The 16,336-nt window shown below is 74.4% G+C and carries 12 protein-coding genes; 5 read left to right on the plus strand and 7 right to left on the minus strand.

Going from position 1 to position 16,336, the window contains the following annotated elements; all coding sequences use genetic code 11:
- Positions 1-145: 145 nt before the first annotated feature.
- Complete coding sequence (locus ACFY32_RS10415) at positions 146-1,192, plus strand: lytic polysaccharide monooxygenase (RefSeq protein ID WP_390673892.1); 1,047 nt, start codon at positions 146-148, stop codon at positions 1,190-1,192.
- A gap of 53 nt (positions 1,193-1,245) precedes the next feature.
- On the opposite strand, the gene ACFY32_RS10420 is transcribed toward ACFY32_RS10415, so the two are convergent.
- Together ACFY32_RS10420 and ACFY32_RS10425 are read right to left on the minus strand one after the other, a co-directional pair.
- A complete protein-coding gene (locus tag ACFY32_RS10420; protein WP_359203171.1) occupies positions 1,246-2,250 on the minus strand; it encodes a hypothetical protein in 1,005 nt (334 codons plus the stop codon).
- Positions 2,247-5,789: a DNA polymerase III subunit alpha gene (locus ACFY32_RS10425; RefSeq protein WP_390673916.1), complete on the minus strand. Its 3,543-nt coding sequence runs from the start codon at positions 5,787-5,789 to the stop codon at positions 2,247-2,249. Before ACFY32_RS10425 ends, ACFY32_RS10420 begins: the two co-directional genes overlap by 4 nt.
- Before the next feature lie 151 nt (positions 5,790-5,940).
- Between ACFY32_RS10425 and ACFY32_RS10430 the strand changes: the two genes are divergently transcribed.
- Entirely contained in the window at positions 5,941-6,999 is a 1,059-nt protein-coding gene (locus ACFY32_RS10430; RefSeq protein WP_390673893.1) for a DUF3533 domain-containing protein, read from the plus strand.
- 50 nt (positions 7,000-7,049) lie between these two features.
- On the opposite strand, the gene ACFY32_RS10435 is transcribed toward ACFY32_RS10430, so the two are convergent.
- The 4 genes from ACFY32_RS10435 to ACFY32_RS10450 all read right to left on the minus strand — a co-directional run bounded on the left by ACFY32_RS10435 (position 7,050) and on the right by ACFY32_RS10450 (position 11,738).
- A complete protein-coding gene (locus ACFY32_RS10435) occupies positions 7,050-8,132 on the minus strand; it encodes a S1 family peptidase (RefSeq protein ID WP_359203177.1) in 1,083 nt (360 codons plus the stop codon).
- Positions 8,133-8,532: 400 nt separating this feature from the next.
- Positions 8,533-9,438 (minus strand): S1 family peptidase, encoded by a 906-nt coding sequence (locus ACFY32_RS10440; RefSeq protein ID WP_359203180.1) that lies wholly within the window; start codon positions 9,436-9,438, stop codon positions 8,533-8,535.
- A 198-nt stretch (positions 9,439-9,636) separates the two neighbouring features.
- Complete coding sequence (locus ACFY32_RS10445; protein ID WP_359203182.1) at positions 9,637-10,422, minus strand: DUF1684 domain-containing protein; 786 nt, start codon at positions 10,420-10,422, stop codon at positions 9,637-9,639.
- A gap of 107 nt (positions 10,423-10,529) precedes the next feature.
- Positions 10,530-11,738 carry a DUF5685 family protein gene (locus ACFY32_RS10450; protein ID WP_390673894.1) on the minus strand — a complete coding sequence of 403 codons (1,209 nt, stop codon included), beginning with the start codon at positions 11,736-11,738 and terminating at the stop codon, positions 10,530-10,532.
- Between the two features lie 290 nt (positions 11,739-12,028).
- Between ACFY32_RS10450 and ACFY32_RS10455 the strand changes: the two genes are divergently transcribed.
- The gene (locus tag ACFY32_RS10455) at positions 12,029-12,466 is read left to right on the plus strand and encodes a cell division protein SepF (RefSeq protein ID WP_359203188.1); all 438 of its coding nucleotides are present in this window, start codon (positions 12,029-12,031) and stop codon (positions 12,464-12,466) included.
- Between the two features lie 49 nt (positions 12,467-12,515).
- Here the strand turns inward: ACFY32_RS10455 and ACFY32_RS10460 are convergent, their stop codons facing one another.
- Entirely contained in the window at positions 12,516-13,691 is a 1,176-nt protein-coding gene (locus tag ACFY32_RS10460; protein ID WP_359203191.1) for an acyl-CoA dehydrogenase family protein, read from the minus strand.
- A 199-nt stretch (positions 13,692-13,890) separates the two neighbouring features.
- On the opposite strand from ACFY32_RS10460, the gene ACFY32_RS10465 reads away from it, so the two are divergent.
- Together ACFY32_RS10465 and ACFY32_RS10470 are read left to right on the plus strand one after the other, a co-directional pair.
- Complete coding sequence (locus tag ACFY32_RS10465) at positions 13,891-15,042, plus strand: hypothetical protein (RefSeq protein ID WP_359203194.1); 1,152 nt, start codon at positions 13,891-13,893, stop codon at positions 15,040-15,042.
- Between the two features lie 238 nt (positions 15,043-15,280).
- Positions 15,281-16,276 (plus strand): phosphatase PAP2 family protein, encoded by a 996-nt coding sequence (locus ACFY32_RS10470; protein ID WP_390673895.1) that lies wholly within the window; start codon positions 15,281-15,283, stop codon positions 16,274-16,276.
- The last annotated feature ends 60 nt before the right edge of the window (positions 16,277-16,336 follow it).

The following is a 16,336-nucleotide window of genomic DNA, read 5'->3' on the forward strand; positions in this document are numbered from 1 at the left end:
CGCGGCCATAAGGATCTCCGTCGCCCGCCCCGGGCGGGCGACTTCGCGCTCCCGTCGGTCTAGCTTGCTGATCACCCCCACGGGTTCCGGCCCCCGCCGACCCCCGCAGCAAGCGACCGTTCGAGCGTCTCCCGAGGAGTTCCCCATGCCCGCACCCCGCAGGGCCGCCGCCGTCGCCGTCCTCGGCGCCGTCCCGCTCGCCGTGGGCGCGCTCGGCGCCGCGCCGGCGTCCGCGCACGGTTCGATGGGCGACCCGGTCAGCCGGGTCGCCCAGTGCTACGCCGAGGGTCCGGAGAGCCCGGACTCGGCGGCGTGCCGGGCGGCGGTCGCGGCGGGCGGCGCCCAGGCCCTCTACGACTGGAACGGCGTCCGCATCGGCGACGCGGCCGGCCGGCACCAGGAGCGGGTCCCGGACGGCAAGCTGTGCAGCGCCGGCGACCCGGAGTTCACGGGCCTGGACCTGGCCCGCGCCGACTGGCCGGCGACCCGGGTGAGCAGCGGCGCGTACACGTTCAGCTACCGGGTGACCGCCCCGCACAAGGGCACCTTCGAGGTGTACCTCACCAAGCCCGGCTACGACCCGGCCCGGCCGTTGGCCTGGAGCGACCTGGACCTGTCCGCGCCGGTGGCGACGGTCACCGACCCGGTCGCCTCGGGCGGCTTCTACACCTTCTCCGGCACCCTCCCCGAGCGCACCGGCACGCACCTGCTGTACGCGGTGTGGCAGCGCTCGGACAGCCCGGAGGCGTTCTACTCCTGCTCGGACATCGCCTTCGACGGCACGGACGCGGAAGCCGGCGCCGGGGGCGCGACCGGCACCGGCCCGGCCACCGAGGGGGCCGACGGGACCGGCGAGGCCCCCGCGAACGCCGCCCCCGCGGCCTCCGCCCCCTCCGACGAACAGATCGAGGCCGGTGCCGACAGGTCGACGATCGAGCACCACGGCCACGGCGACCAGGACGCCACCACGACGACCGACCCGACGACCGGTCCGGCCACCGACCCGGCGCCCGCGCCCGAAGCATCTGCCGCGCCCGGCCGGCCGGAGGCGGCGGGCGCCGGTGAGTCCCTCGCCGAGACCGGCGGGGACGGCAGCACCCCGTACATCGCCGTCGTCGGCGCCGCCGCCCTGGCCCTCGGCGCCGCCGCCCTCTTCGCCTCGGTCCGCCGCCGCGCCTCCCGCGCCCGCTGACCGGTGACCCGGGTCTGTCCGCCGGCTCAGGGCGGACGGACCCGGGTCACCCGCTACGCCGCGAGCGTCCCCGGTATCACCGCCCGGGGCCCGAATCGGGCGCGGGCGCGGTCCGCGGCCTGTTCGATGCGGCGGACCTTTTCGTCCACGGGGTCGAAGGTGAGCTGGTGGGTGGCCTGTTCGGCGGGGGTGAGGCCCTCGGCGCGCAGGGCGACGGCGCGGACGCGGGCGCGCTGGAGGCCGAGCGCCTCGTACATCGCGTAGGCCGTGTCCGTCAGGGCGGCCGAGTGCGCGGTCGGCTCCCGCAGGGTGCGGGTGCGGACGGTCGCCGACCGGTCGGCGTAGCGCACGGTGAGGGTGAGGGTGCGGCAGATCCTGTCGAGGTTGCGCAGCCGGGTGCCGAGTTCCTCGGTGGCCGAGAGCAGGGCGCGGCGGTGCCGCTCGGGGTCCAGTTCGTCGCGGGTGAAGGGGCGTTCGGTGGCCAGGATGGGGGTCCCCCCGCTCGCGCGAAGCCGGGAGTGGGGGAGGGAGATCCCGTTGGGGACCACCCGGCCGCGGTCGACGCCGTTGGCCTTCTCGTGCAGTTCGCGGCCGGTCCGCGCGCCGACCAGACGCTGGAGGGTGGACAGGGGCGCGGCGGCGACCCGGCCGAGGGTGTCGAGGCCGTACTCGCACAGGGTGCGGGCGGTCGCGGCGCCGACGCCGGGCAGCGCGGCGACGGGCTTGCCGGCGAGGAAGCCGGCCACGTCGTCCCGGGGCACCGCGCGGGTCAGTCCGGGCCGGGCCTCCCGCAGCGCCATGCGGGCCAGCATCGGGCCCGGCCCGGCGCCGATCACGCAGTCGACGCCGTGCAGGGCGAGGGCGCGGACCCGGATCACCGACGCCAGTTCCACGGCGTCGCGCCCGAAGTACCGTTCGGCGCCCCGCAGATCGGCCAGCGCCCCGTCCGGCGGCAGCGCCTCGACGACCGGCGTGAACTCCTCCAGCAGGCCGAGCAGCCCCGGCAGGGCCGCCTCGTCCATGGGCGGCAACTGGAAACGTACGCAGAGAATGGTCATCCCGCACTCCCCGGACTCTGGTGCCACAACTTCCTTCCCACCGCGGGCCCTTCGCCCGCGGGGCGCAGATCGGCCCAGGGGTGCATCTCGTACCCCGTGGGCATGCGGAGGGTCCGCCGGCGCTCCATCTCGTCCGGCGCCGCGGAGCCGGCCGGCGCGGGCCGCCCGTCCGAGCCGGCCAGGCGGCGCCGAGCGGGGCCGTCCTCGGCGGCGTCGCCCCTGGTGGCGCCCCCGGCCAGGCGGGCCGCGACCCCGTCGAGGCCCTCCTGGCGCCGCACCTCCACCAGCTCCGCCAGGTTCCAGGCCGCGGCGCCCACCACGCTGAGGCTGCGCGGGCCGCGGCGCTGCACCACCCCGCGTACCAGCAGCAGCCAGGAGTGGAAGACGGTGTGGGCGCAGGCGTCGTGGGAGTCGTCGAAGAAGGCGAGGTCGACCAGGCCGGTGCTGTCGTCCAGGGTGGTGAAGACGACCCGCCGGCCGGACCGGACCGGAGGCGTCTGCGTGGCCGCCTTCGCGCCCGCGACCAGCACCGTCTCCCCGTGCCTGGCCTCACGCAACCGGCGCGCGGAGACCACGCCGAGTTCGTCGAGGAAGGCCCGGTGGTCGTCCATCAGATTGCGTGAGGCGTCCATCGACAGCACGCCCAGTTCGGCGCTGAGCCGCTCGGCCGAGGTGAGGTCGGGCAGCCCGGCGGAGGCGGTCCGCCGCCCGCCGGATGGGGGTACCTCCCACACGTCAAGTAGTGGGGGAGGGAGCTGCTCGCCGCGTCCGCCGCGGGCGCCCCGGTGCAGCTCGGTCAGGTGCAGTTGCAGGTCGCGGCGGTTGGCGCCGAACGCGTCGAGCGCGCCGACCTGGGCGAGGCGGCCGGCCAGCGGACGGCTGGGCCGGGCCCGTTCCCAGAAGTCGAGCAGGGAGGCGTACGGCTGCCCGGCGGCGATCCGGTCCGCCTCGGCCCCGCTGATGCCGTGCACGTCGGAGAGGGCCAGCCGCAGCCCCCACACCCCGGATTCAGACACCAGTTCGACCCTGTGTGCGACCCCGGACTTGTTCACGTCCAGCGGCAGGATCGGCACCCCGCGCCGCCGCGCGTCCGCGAGCAGCAGCCGCTTGGGGTACATGCCGGGGTCGTGGGTGAGCAGCCCGGCGTAGAAGGCGGCCGGGTGGTGGGCCTTCAGCCACGCCGACTGGTACGTCGGCACCGCGAAGGCCACCGCGTGCGCCTTGCAGAAGCCGTACGACCCGAACGCCTCGACGATCTCCCAGGTCCGCCCGATCGTCTCCGCGTCGTACCCGTTCGCCGCGGCGCTCTGCGCGAACCACACCTTGATCCGCCCCTGCGACTGCGGGTCGGACAGCCCGCGCCGCACCCGGTCCGCCTCGCCGCGTCCGCAGCCGGTCATGATGTCCACGATGTCGATGACCTGCTCGTGGAAGACGACGACCCCGTAGGTGCTCTCCAGCGGCCCCGCGAGGTCGGGGTGCGGGTAGCGCACCGGCGCCCGCCCGTGCCGCGCCTCGATGAAGGGGCGCACCATGTCGGCGGCGACCGGGCCGGGGCGGAAGAGGGAGATGTCCACCACCAGGTCGTGGAAGGCCGAGGGCTGGAGCCGGCCGACCAGGTCCCGCTGGCCCGGCGACTCGATCTGGAAGCAGCCCAGCGTCTCGGCGGACCGGATCAGCGCGTACGTCGCCGGATCGCCGTCCGGTACGGCGTCCAGGTCGACCCCGGTCCCCGTCGCCCGCTCCACCTCGGCGACCGCGTGCGCCATCGCCGACTGCATCCGCACGCCCAGCACGTCCAGCTTGAGCAGCCCCAGCTCCTCCACGTCGTCCTTGTCGAACTGGGCCATGGGGAACCCCTCGCCGCCGGTCGGCATGACCGGCGTACGGGACAGGAGGGAGGCGTCGGAGAGCAGTACGCCGCAGGGGTGCATGGCGACGCCGCGCGGGAGGGCGTCGAGGGCCTCGACCAGTTCCCAGAGCCTGCCGTACTTCTCCTGCTCGCCCGCCAGTTGCCTCAGCTCGGGCAGCTCCGCCAGCGCCGCGCGGGCGTCGCGGGCGCGGATGTGCGGGAAGGACTTGGCGACGCGGTCGATCTCGGCCGGGTCCATGGACAGCGCGGCGCCCACGTCCCGGACGGCGTGCCGGACCCGGTACGTCTCCGGCATCGCGACGGTCGCGACCCGCTCGGCGCCGAACCGGCCGATGATCGCGCGGTAGACCTCCAGGCGGCGCGCGGACTCCACGTCGATGTCGATGTCGGGCAGGACCACCCGCTCCTTGGAGAGGAACCGTTCCATCAGCAGCCCGTGCTCCACCGGGTCGGCGTGCGCGATGCCGAGGAGGTGGTTGACGAGCGAACCGGCGCCGGAGCCTCGCGCGGCGACCCGGATGCCCATCTCCCGTACGTCGTCCACCACTTGGGCGACGGTGAGGAAGTAGGAGGCGAAGCCGTGGTGGGCGATGATGTCCAGCTCGTGGTGCATCCGCTCCCAGTACGCGCGCCGCCGGTCGTACCCCTTGCGGACCATCCCCGCCGCCGCCCGGGAGGCGAGGGCCCGCTGGGCGGTGCGGCGCCCGGCGCCGACGAGGTGCGGTTCGGGAAAGTGGACGGTGCCCATGCCGAGGTCGTCCTCGGGGTCGACCAGGCACTCGGCGGCCGCCGCCCGGGTCTGTTCCAGGAGCCGGTGGGCGGTGTCGCGGCGGAAGCCGGCCGCCTCGACGATCCGCTCGGCGGCCCCGGCCATGGCGGTGGCGTCCTTGAGCCACGCCTCGCCGGAGTCCCGTTCCCCGGTGACGTCGACCGGGACCAGGCGGCGGGCGGCGTCCAGCACGTCGGCGACCGGGCCCTGGCCGGGATCGGCGTACCGGACGGCGTTGGTCAGCACCGGCCGGACGCGCTGCTCGGCGGCGAAGCCCACGGTGCGGGCGGCCAGCCGCAGGGAGCCGGGTCCGGTGCCGGTGCGGCCGTGCCAGACGGCCTCCAGGCGCAGGGCGTCGCCGTACACCTCCCGCCAGGGCGCGAGGAGCCGCGCCGCGCGGTCGGGGCGGCCGGCGGCGAGGGCGCGGCCGACGTCGGAGTCGGGGCCGAGCAGCACGGTCAGGCCGTCGGCGTGGTTGTCGGACCAGGCCAGCAGGGGGTTCCCGGGGGCGCGGTGGGCGGCGGAGACCAGCCGGCACAGGTCGGCCCAGCCCCGGGCGCCGTCCCGGGCGAGGAAGGTGACGCGCTGGGCCGACTCGTCGACGAAGGCGCCGCCGCGCACGGGGGTACGGCGCCGGTCCCGGCGTACGGAGGTGTCCGTGCGGCCGGGGCCGGAGTCGGGGGCGGCCACCGCCAGACCGGCGCCGAACAGCGGGCGGACGCCCTCCTTGGCGCACGCCTTGGCGAAGCGGACCGTGCCCGCGAGGGAGTCGCGGTCGGTGAGGGCGAGGGCGTCCAGGCCCCGCTCGGCGGCGCGCTCGGCCAGCTTCTCCGGGTGCGAGGCGCCGTAGCGCAGGGAGAACCCGGAGACGGTGCGCAGATGCGGGAACCCCGGCACAAGCACCTCCCGCACTGATGAGCTTCCACGTCCTATCGAACGCCTGTTCCAACTACCTCTCCCACCATACCTCCATCTTCGAATACGTGTGCGACATCCGTTCGGCCCCGCCCCACCTGCGCGAACACCCTCCGGCCAGGACCGTGGGGACATGTCGCACACCACCGGCGCCGCGTCGCAAAAGGGCTCCTTCCTGAACGAGCTGAGGGACGCCGTCACCCCGCGGGCCACGCTGCTGGTGCTCGGCGTGCTCGCGCTCCAGTTGCTGTTCATCGCCTCCTACGTCGGCGCGCTGCACGATCCCGAGCCGAGGGACGTGCCCTTCGGGGTGGCCGCGCCCGGAGCCGCCGCCGGGCGGACGGTGGCCAAGCTGGCAGGGCTGCCCGGTACGCCGCTGGACCCGCGCGTGGTGCGGGACGAGGCGGACGCCCGGAAGAAGATCATGGACCGGGAGATCGACGGCGCCCTGGTCGTGGACCCGCGCGGCACCCGGGACACCCTGCTGGTCGCCTCCGGCGGCGGCACCGCCCTCGTCACCACCCTGGAGGGCCTGGTCACCGAGGTGGAGCGGGCCGGGCGGCGGACCGTGCGGACCGTCGACGTGGCCCCCGCCTCGGCCCGCGACTTCGACGGGCTGTCGTCCTTCTACCTGGTCGTCGGCTGGTGCGTCGGCGGCTATCTGTGCGCCTCGATCCTCGCCATCAGCACCGGCGCCCGGCCCGCCGACCCGCGCCGGGCGGCGATCCGGCTGATCGTGATGGCGCTGGTCGCGATCGTCGGCGGGCTCGGCGGCGCGGTGATCGTCGGGCCGGTGCTGGGCGCGCTGCCGGGCGCCGTGGTCGACCTGTGGGGGCTGGGCGCGCTGATCACCTTCGCGGTGGGCGCCGCCACCCTCGCCCTCCAGGGCGTCTTCGGGATCGTCGGCATCGGGCTGGCGATCCTGCTGGTGGTGGTCGCGGGCAACCCGAGCGCGGGCGGTGCCTTCCCGCTGCCGATGCTGCCGCCGTTCTGGAAGGCGATCGGCCCGGCGCTGCCGCCGGGCGCGGGCACCTGGGCGGCCCGCTCGGTCGCGTACTTCAGGAGCAACGACCTGACCCTGTCCCTGCTGGTGCTGTGGGCGTGGGCGGTGGCGGGGACGGCGATCACGATGCTGGCGGCGGTACTGCGCCGGCGGCGGGAGGGGACGCGGCTGCCGACCCAGGCGGGCTGACCCGAAGGGGCCCGGGAGGCCCACGGCGGGGCCTCCCGGGCCGGCGGGGCTCAGCCGATCCGCGTCCCGGTCGCCGCCAGGGCCTCGGTGACCGGCTGGAAGAAGGTCTCCCCGCCCCGGGCGCAGTCGCCGCTGCCGCCGGAGGTGAGGCCGATCGCGTCGCCGCCGGAGAACAGCGGGCCGCCGCTGTCGCCGGGCTCGGCGCACACGTCGGTCCGGATCAGGCCCTCGACGATGTCGCCGTTGCCGTAGTTCACGGTGGCGTCGAGGCCGGTGACGGTGCCGGAGCGCACCTGGGTGGTGGAGCCGCTGCGGGTCACCGCCATGCCGACGGCGGCCTCGGCGGCGCCGGTGATCGGCTGCGCGGTGCCGTCGTAGAGGTCGACCTCGCTCGGGTGGTCCACGTCGGCGGTGTACTGGACCAGGCCGTAGTCGTCGCCGGGGAAGCTGGAGGCCACGGTGCGGCCGATGACGGTGCCGGAGGAGTCCGACCAGGTGGAGACGGACCCGGTGCAGTGGCCGGCGGTGAGGAAGTACGGCTCGCCGCCCCTGGTCACGTTGAAGCCGAGCGAGCAGCGGCCGCCGCCGCCGGTGATGGCGTCGCCGCCCGCGAGGAAGGGCCGGTACTCGCCCCGGGTGCGCCGGAGTTCGGCCCGGCCGCCGAGGTCGCCGACCGCCTTCGCCAGCCCGGCCCACTCGGCCTTGGAGACGGTGCGGTCGGCGGTGACGACGACCTTGTTGGCGGTGGGGTCGGTCACCCAGGAGGTGCCCGGGACGGCGGCGTCCCGCTCCAGTGCGGTGCGCGCTCTTTTGAGGTCGGCCAGGGAGTTCGCGACGACTCTGGCCCTCGCGCCGGCCGCCTCGGCGGTCCGGGCGGCGCCGTCGTCGAGCACGTTGACGACCAGGTGCCGGGACGCCGCGTCGTAGTACGTGCCGGCCGCGGCGTCGCCGAGGTCCTCCAGCAGGGTCGAGGCGAGCTTTCCGGCCGCCGTGACGGACAGGGTCTGGGGTGCGGGGGCCGCCGGTGCCTCGCCGGCGTTCGCGGTCTGAAAGGTGACGGCCGCGGCGACCAGGGCGGCGATACCCGCTCCGGCCACGGCGGCGCGCCGCCCGGGGGTGCGTCGGTGCTTCAACTCGGGTCCTCCTGTGGGGGGTCGGCCCGAGAGACGTGGGATTCGCGCGGGCCGGAAGGACGGTTGGCCTGGAATCCACTGTTCCGAAACGCACAGGTGGCACACAAGGCCGGCCCGGAGACGTGCGCACGACAACTCCAGTGCGGCCACACGTCCTTCACCGCCCGCCCGCCCCGCCGACCCGTCCGCTTCGCAAACACCACGGACGGGTGACCTTCCGGCGGCCGACGGGGTCTGCTGCTGTCCGGAACCGGTCCCTGCCGCCGGGCCTTCTCCCGCTCCACCGGGAAGGGCGGCACCGGGGCGGAGTCCTTCCCGGCGGCCGCGGACGAGGGGGAGCCCCCGCACGACTGGCGTGCGGGGGCTCCCGGGACTACTGGTTCCGTCCGGTGACGTCCGCTCAGTAGACGTTGACGCCGTAGGCGCTCAGCGCCTCGGTGACCGGCTGGAAGAAGGTCGTACCGCCGGAGGTGCAGTTGCCGCTGCCGCCGGAGGTCAGACCGTAGGCGATGCCGCTGCTGCTGTACAGCGGGCCGCCGGAGTCGCCGGGCTCGGCGCAGACCGTGGTCTGGATCAGGCCCGAGACGATGTCGCCGCCGCCGTAGTTGACGGTGGCGTTCAGGGCGGTGACCCGGCCGCTGCGCGTACCGGTGGTCGAGCCGGTCCTGATGACGGTGGTGCCCACCGGCGGGGTGGCCGCGCTGGTGATGTCCACGCCGCCCGCGGTGCCGGGCCGGCTGACGGACCCGGTGTACCGCACGATCCCGTAGTCGTTGCCCGGGAAGCTGGAACCGGCGGTCGCGCCGATGACTGTGGTGCGCGCGGAGTTGGAGTACCAGTTACCGGCGCCGTCGGTGCAGTGACCGGCGGTCAGGAAGTACTGGGTGCCACTGCTGTTCTGGACGTTGAAGCCCAGGGAGCAGCGCCAACTGTCCGCGTAGATGGCGTCGCCACCCTGGATCAGCTTGCTGAACGTGCCGGGCGTGCGCTTGATCGTCAGCGCGCCGGCGTTCTCGCCGGCCTGCTTCTTGATCTTGGCTATCTCGGCCGCGGACACCGTGCTGTCGGCGGTGACCACGACCTTGCCGCTCTTGCTGTCGACCGCCCAGGCGGTGCCCGGGACGTCGGCCTTCAGCACGGAGCCGCTGGCGCTCTTGAGTTCGGCGGAGCTGAAGGTGCTGGGCGCGTCCGAGGCGTTCGCGCTCGGTACCGCGATCGCTGCGGCGGCCACGAGGCCGGTCGAGACGGCGATCAGCCGGGTTCGTCTCGTGATACCGCTGCGGGGGGTGGTGCGCTTGATCCTCACTTTTCGTTCCTCCACGGGGGAAGTCGGGGGCCCATTCGTGGGGTTGTGGGCCCGTGAGGCGCAGCCAGGGGTCCGGACGTCCGGATTCCAGAACACAGCGTGCCCCTGACAAGCGCTGAGGGGGAGTATTCGGCCGAACGGCCGGTCGGCGCAAGGGTGCCTTTCGGCCGTCGGCCGTCGGCCGGACGTCCGCCCGGCTCACGCCGGCGCGCGCTCTCCCGCCTCGATCGCCAGGTCCAGGGTGTTGCCCGGGGGCGGGAAGGGGCAGATGAAGTGGTCGGCGAACGCGCACGGCGGCAGCAGCGCGCGGTTGAGATCGACCGTCGTACGGCCCTGCCCGTCCGGCGCCGGCGGCCGCAGGAACCGGAAGCGGTAACTGCTCACCCCGCTGGTGGCGTCGGCGAACACCGCCCACAGCGAGCCGTCCTCCTCGACCGACACCTGGAGGGTCAGCTCCCGCCCGTCCAGCGTGAAGGCCAGTTCCCCGGCGAGCCCGAGCCCGCGCTCCCGCCCGTCGGCGTTCGGCACCCGCACCCTGCGGTCCCCGTCGCCGTAGGGCGTGAACCGTCCGGGCACCGACCAGCGCGGATCGTACGGGGTGGCCTCGATGCCCCGGAACGCCCGGCGCGCCTCGGCGTCCGGGTCGAAGTCCCGTACGCCCCAGGAGCCTTCGCGCACCAGCACGACCAGCTTCCGCTCGCCGTGCGCCACCCGGGCCGCGCCGGCCGGGCCGTGGTCGGCGGTGAGCAGCGTCCGGCCGGTGAAGGGCCGCCCGTCCAGGGTCAGCCCGTCACCCTCCTCGGCGGTCAGCACCACCGCGTCCCGGCCGGACGTCCAGTTCCCGGGGATGCCGGGGAGCCGGCCGTCCGGGTAGTCCTCCAGCCAGTACGTGCCGGTCAGCGCGAGCGGCCCGTGCGGCGCCGTCACCGCCGCCACCCGCTGCTCGTGCCACCGCTGCCACTCGTCCGATACGTCCGTCGTCATGGCCCCAGCCTGCCACGCGACCGGAACACCACCGGTCAGCACCCGCCCTCGGTCCACGCCGGACCGATCACGTCCACGCCGGACCGATCACGTCCACGCCGGGCCGGTCAGCACCCGCAGTCGCACCCGCAGTCGCAGCCGTCGCAGCAGCCGTCGCAGCAGCCGTCCTCGCCGCAGCACTGGCAGCACTGGCAGCAGTCGCCGCACCCGCCGCAGTCGCAGTTGCCGCACTGCGCCTGCTTGCGCTCGCCGGTCCAGGGGTCGGAGTAGGTGCCGCAGCACAACTGGCAGGTGCAGGCCAGCCCCAGCCACACCGCGCACCCCGCGAGGAGCCCCCGCCGGTTGCGCGGCGGCTGCGGGGGCGGCGGGGCGGCCGGGCCCCCGGGGGTGCCGGGCGGGGCGTAGGGCCCGGCGGCACGGGGAGCGGAGGGGTGCGGGGCGGTGGAGGCGTGGGCGCAGGACGCGGTGTCGAAGGCGCGGTCGACGGAGGTGCGCAGCTCGTGCACGAGCAGCCGGTGGACCAGCCGCCCGTCGGTGAACTCCGCCTCGCGCAGCGCCAGCTTCACCCCGCGCACGGCGTCGTCGGCGAGCCGCCGGGCCTCGGCGAGCGGCGTCCCGGTGGCGGTGAGCGGGTTCCAGGCACCCGACGCGGCGTCCGCCTCCCGGTCCTCCACGGCGTCCAGGAGATGGGCGAGCCGCCCGAAGAGGCGCCCGGCCTCGGCGAGCGGTCCGGCGTTGCCCGGCCGGCCGGCGAGACGGGCGGTGTGCGCGAAGGCGGCGGCGGTGGCCGTCTCGGTCGGCTCGGTGACCGCGAGGACCGGCGTCCCCGGGCCCGCGAGGGCCTCGACGCCGGACTGCCGGTCCACCGCGTCGAGCAGGACGGCGGTGTCGAAGCCGACGGCGGTGCCGGTCCGCGCCCCGGCCGCGTCCCAGCGCGCGGCGACCCGGCGGGCGGCGCGCGCCACCGGCCGGCGGGCCAGCAGACCGTCACCGTCGGTGACGTGATCGCGGACCTTGGCCGAGGCCAGCACCAGGGAGACCGCCGCCGCGAGCCGCGCTCCCTCACCCCGCGCGACGGACGCGGTGCGCATCCCGCGCAGTGGGCAGGGCCCCGCCGTCCGGCGCCGTCCCCCGCCCGTCCCGGCCTGAGCCTCCGTCAACACCGATATCAGCAGGCCGTCATAATTGGTGACGATCCGCGCGAACTGGCCGTGGTCCCCGCGCAGCGCGAGGCACAATCCGCACAAATGGGCCATCCACTGGCTGGTGAGGCTCTCCCCGAGCCGGTGCCGGCAGGGCCTGACGATTCCGAACATGACGCTTCCCCCGTGGTGACGACGACGCTGAGCCGCGGCATCGTACCGATCGAGGACTTCACCCGGACGCCCTGCCCGTCACCCGTCCGCCGAGAAGAGTCATATTTCACTCACAGTCAGCACCCGTTTGGGAACCGACCCTTGGGACACATGGACTCTCGACGGAACCGCTGTGCACCAGTACCGTCACAAACCCCCCGCGCGGCGTCTATCCACTTGGCGCGACGTCCGCATCATGGATGACCATAGGGATGCGGAAAGCAAGGAAGACCGCTTGAGAGGAGGCGTCCATGGGATCGGTACGCAAGGCGAGTGCGTGGCTCGGCCTCGTCGACGACAACGATGACGAGCGCTACTACGACGACGACTACTCCGAGGGCCCCGAGACCCAGGACGCCTGGGTCACGGACCCGCGGGTGAAGGTGGCCGCGGACACCGCCGAGGAGCGGGGCCGCCGCATCGGCACCGTGACACCGGACAGCTTCCGGGACGCGCGGGCCATCGGCGAGCTGTTCCGGGAAGGGGTCCCGGTCATCATCAACCTCACGGCCATGGACGCCGGCGACGCCAAGCGGGTGGTCGACTTCGCGGCCGGCCTGATCTTCGGGCTGCGCGGGTCGATCGAGCGGGTCTCCAGCCGGGTCTTCCTGCTGAGCCCGGCCGACACCCAGGTCATCAGCGGCGAGCCCGCCGCCCACCGGTCGGACGGCTTCTTCAACCAGAGCTGAGGCGGGGCCGCGCACCACGGCCCCGCCCGCACGTCCCCTCCTCTTTCTTCTACCGGAACGCGTCGAGTCCGGTGAGCGCCTTGCCCAGCACGAGCTGGTGCATCTCGACGGTGCCCTCGTAGGTGAGCACCGATTCCAGGTTGGTCGCGTGCCGCATGACGGGATACTCCAGGGAGATCCCGTTGGCCCCGAGGACCGTCCGCGCGGTCCGGCAGATCTCGATCGCCTCCCGTACGTTGTTGAGCTTCCCGAAGCTGACCTGCTCGGGACGGAGGCTCCCCGCGTCCATCCGCCGCCCCAGGTGATGGGCGAGCAGAATCCCCTTGTGCAGTTCGACCGCCATGTCGGCGAGCTTGGCCTGGGTGAGCTGGAACCCGCCGATCGGCCGCCCGAACTGCTCCCGCGTCCGCGCGTACTCCACGGCCGCCTCGAAGCAGGTCCGGGCCGCGCCCATGGCGCCCCAGACGATGCCGTAACGGGCGTGCGAGAGACAACTGAGCGGCCCGCGCAGCCCGGTGACCTCCGGGAGCACCGCGTCGGCGGGCAGCCGTACGTCGTCCAGGACGAGTTCGCTGGTGACGGAGGCGCGCAGGGACCACTTGTGCTTGATCTCCGGCGCGGAGAAACCGGGGCTGTCGGTCGGGACCACGAAACCCCGGATGCCGTCGTCGGTCCGCGCCCACACCACGGCGACGCCGGCCACCGACCCGTTGGTGATCCACATCTTGCGGCCGCTGAGCACCCAGTCCGAGCCGTCGCGCTTGGCGTACGTGCGCATGGCGGCGGGGTCGGAGCCGTGGTCGGGCTCGGTCAGACCGAAGCAGCCGATGACCTCGCCGGCGGCCATGCGCGGCAGCCAGGTCCGCTTCTGCTCCTCGCTGCCGAAGCGGTGGATGGCGTACATGGCGAGGGAGCCCTGCACGGAGACCAGGGAGCGGATGCCGGAGTCGGCGGCCTCCAGCTCCAGGCAGGCCAGTCCGTACTGGACCGCGCTCGCGCCGGCGCAGCCGTAGCCGGTGAGCGACATGCCGAGGGCGCCGATCGCGCCGAGTTCGCGGGCGAGGTCGCGCAGGACGGGCAGCTCGCCCTTCTCGTACCAGTCGGCGACGTGCGGCAGGACGCGGTCGGCGGCCCAGGTGCGCACGGTGTCACGGACGGCGAGGTCCTCGGGGGACAGCAGGTCGTCGAGGCCGAGGGGGTCGGCGGGGTTGAAGGACGCGGACATGGGACACCCTCCGGGAACTTTGAAAACTAGCAGTGCTAGTCACGGCTCGGGGCCGACGTTACGACGCGGTGCCCCGCACGTCCACCCGGCCGCCGATACGGCGGCGCACCCCGCTGGCGACGTTCACCCTCCGTCGGACAGTAACCGGGGGCGGGACCGGCCGGCCGGGCGGTCCGGCGGCCGGTCGATAATCGAGCCCGTGACCGATCTTGTGACGAGCGCGGCGCCGGACCTCCGCCCCGCCGTGCGCCGGGCCGCCCCCGCGCTGCTGGGCTACGCGGCCGTACGCGCCCTGGGCCTGCTGGCACTGGCCCTGTGGAGTGCCGCACGCGACAAGAGCGCGTACACGCTGCTGACCGCCCGCTGGGACTCCCTCTGGTACGCCCGGGTCGCCGCCGGGGGCTACGGCCACGAGGTGCGACTGCCGAACGGCGACGTCCACTCCGACCTGGCGTTCTTCCCGCTGCTGCCCTGGCTGGAGCGGCTCGGCGCGGCGGTGACGCCGCTGTCGTACGCCGATGCCGGCTTCGTGGTGAGCCTGCTCGCCTCGCTCGCCGCGGCCTGGGGGATCTTCGCGGTCGGGGAGCTGGTGGCCGGGCGGCGCGCCGGGGTCTGCCTGGTGCTGCTGTGGGCCGTGCTGCCGGTCGGGATCGTGCAGTCGATGGCGTACAGCGAGTCGCTGTTCACCGCGCTGGCGGCCTGGTCGCTGTACGCGGTGCTGACCGGCCGCTGGGTGACGGCCGGGGGCCTCGCCCTGCTGGCCGGGCTGACGCGTCCGGTGGGGCTGGCCGTCGCGGCGGCGGTGTGGGCGGGCGCCCTCGCGGCCCTCGCCCGCGGCCCGGTCCCCGGCGGGCGGGCGCGGCCGGTCCTCGGCATGGCCCTCGCTCCCCTGGGCGCCGCCGGGTACGTCCTGTGGGTCGGCCGCCGCACCGGCGGGGGCCCGCTCGGCTACCTTGACGTCCAGGCCGGATGGCGCAACGGGTTCGACGGCGGCCTGGCCTTCGCCCGCTTCGTCGCCGAAAAGTTCACGTCGTTCCCGGCCGCCCTCGCGGGCCTCGGCCTGACCGCCGGCGTGGCCCTGGTGGTGTGGCTGTACGTCGTCGGCGTACGGCGGCGCCTGCCGCTTCCGCTGCTGGTGTACGGGGGGATCGTCACCGCGCTGGCGCTGTGCGCGTCGGGGTACTTCGGCTCCAAGCCGCGGCTGCTGCTGCCCGCGTTCCCGCTGCTGCTGCCGCTCGCCGCGGCCCTCGCCCGGCCGCGCGCCGCACGGTCCGCGCTGGTCGTGGCGGGTGTGGCGGTGGGGTCGGCGGTGTACGGGGCGTTCTGGCTGAACGGCACCGGTCCGCCCTGACCGCCCGGACACGCCCGGTGAGCGGCGGGAGAATTCGACCCGAGCTTTCGGTGAACGAATTCATAAGCACGATAAAACCGTCACCTTGAATGATCAAAAGAAATGCAGGGCACCGACGGCATGATGAACGGAATCCCGGGAATTAGGGTTCGTTCTGAGAGGAATCCCACATCACATCGTCATCACAAAGCCGTTGATTCGGCGGGGATCGCTCCTCACTCGCTGTAACGTCGATTGGGTGCGTACCGAACGGAACCTCACCCGTCTGGACCGGGTGTTCGCGAGGCTGGACCGTGAACCGGAACGGCCGGCCCATCTCGACGTGCCGAAGATGAGCCGGCACCGGATTGCGTTGCTCTCCGGGTCCCTCGCCGTCTATGTGGCGATCGTGTGGGCGGTGGTGATCACCTCCTGGCTGGTCCGGCTCGACTGGCAGGTCATGTTCTTCCGGCCGTACCAGCAGTGGCCGGAGATCCACGCGTTCGTCGACTACTACGTGGTGCTGGGCCAGCGCGGCCCCACCGCCGTGATGGTCGCCGCGTGGCTGGGCTGGCGCTCCTGGCGGCAGCGCACGCTGCGCCCGCTGCTGGCGCTCGGCGCCTCCCTGCTGCTGCTGAACGTCACCGTGGGCGCCGCCAAGTACGGCATGGGCCGCCTGGGACCGCACTACGCGACCACCGTCGGCTCGAACGAGATGTGGGCCGGCGGCGATATATTTCCGAGCGGTCACACCGCCAACGCCGTGGTGACCTGGGGCATCCTGGCCTATCTGGCCTCCACGCCCAGAGCGCGCCGCTGGCTGTCCGCCGTGTCCGCGGTGACCTCGCTCGGGGTCGGCATGTCCACCGTGTACCTCGGTACGCACTGGCTGAGCGATGTGATCCTCGGCTGGATCGCCGGGCTGCTGATCCTGCTGGCGCTGCCGTGGTGCGAGCCGCTGATCGCCCGCTCGGAGGCGTGGCTCCTCGGGCTGCGCGACCGCTGGTCCTCCCGGCCCGGCCGCCCGGCGACGACGCCCGTGGTGCTCGCCCCGGCCGTCACCGACCAGGACGCCCCGGCGCGCGAGCCGGTCTCGACGGCCCGCTCCCGGGGGGCCCACCTGGCCCCGGGCCCGCACACCGCCCGCTCCGAGCGCACGCCGGTCACCCCGGCGGGCAGCCGCCGTCCGACGCCGCACTCCGACCGGCATCCCCGGGGCACGGCCCCGGCCGCCCGGCCCCTCTCGGGGAGCTGACCCGGCGGCCGGCCGGCGCGGGGACCGGTACGCACGCCCCTCCCCGCGCCGTCGCCGCCG

It is taken from the genome of Streptomyces sp. NPDC000134, from assembly GCF_042899225.1.
GTDB lineage: Bacteria > Actinomycetota > Actinomycetes > Streptomycetales > Streptomycetaceae > Streptomyces.

Bases quoted from the DNA above. Each gene is read 5' to 3' on its own strand.
- ACFY32_RS10455 (WP_359203188.1), top strand. From the start codon at position 12,029: ATGGGATCGGTACGCAAGGCGAGTGCGTGGCTCGGCCTCGTCGACGAC.
- ACFY32_RS10450 (WP_390673894.1), bottom strand. From the start codon at position 11,738: ATGTTCGGAATCGTCAGGCCCTGCCGGCACCGGCTCGGGGAGAGCCTC.
- ACFY32_RS10420 (WP_359203171.1), bottom strand. From the start codon at position 2,250: ATGACCATTCTCTGCGTACGTTTCCAGTTGCCGCCCATGGACGAGGCG.
- ACFY32_RS10430 (WP_390673893.1), top strand. From the start codon at position 5,941: ATGTCGCACACCACCGGCGCCGCGTCGCAAAAGGGCTCCTTCCTGAAC.
- ACFY32_RS10445 (WP_359203182.1), bottom strand. From the start codon at position 10,422: ATGACGACGGACGTATCGGACGAGTGGCAGCGGTGGCACGAGCAGCGG.
- ACFY32_RS10415 (WP_390673892.1), top strand. From the start codon at position 146: ATGCCCGCACCCCGCAGGGCCGCCGCCGTCGCCGTCCTCGGCGCCGTC.
- ACFY32_RS10460 (WP_359203191.1), bottom strand. From the start codon at position 13,691: ATGTCCGCGTCCTTCAACCCCGCCGACCCCCTCGGCCTCGACGACCTG.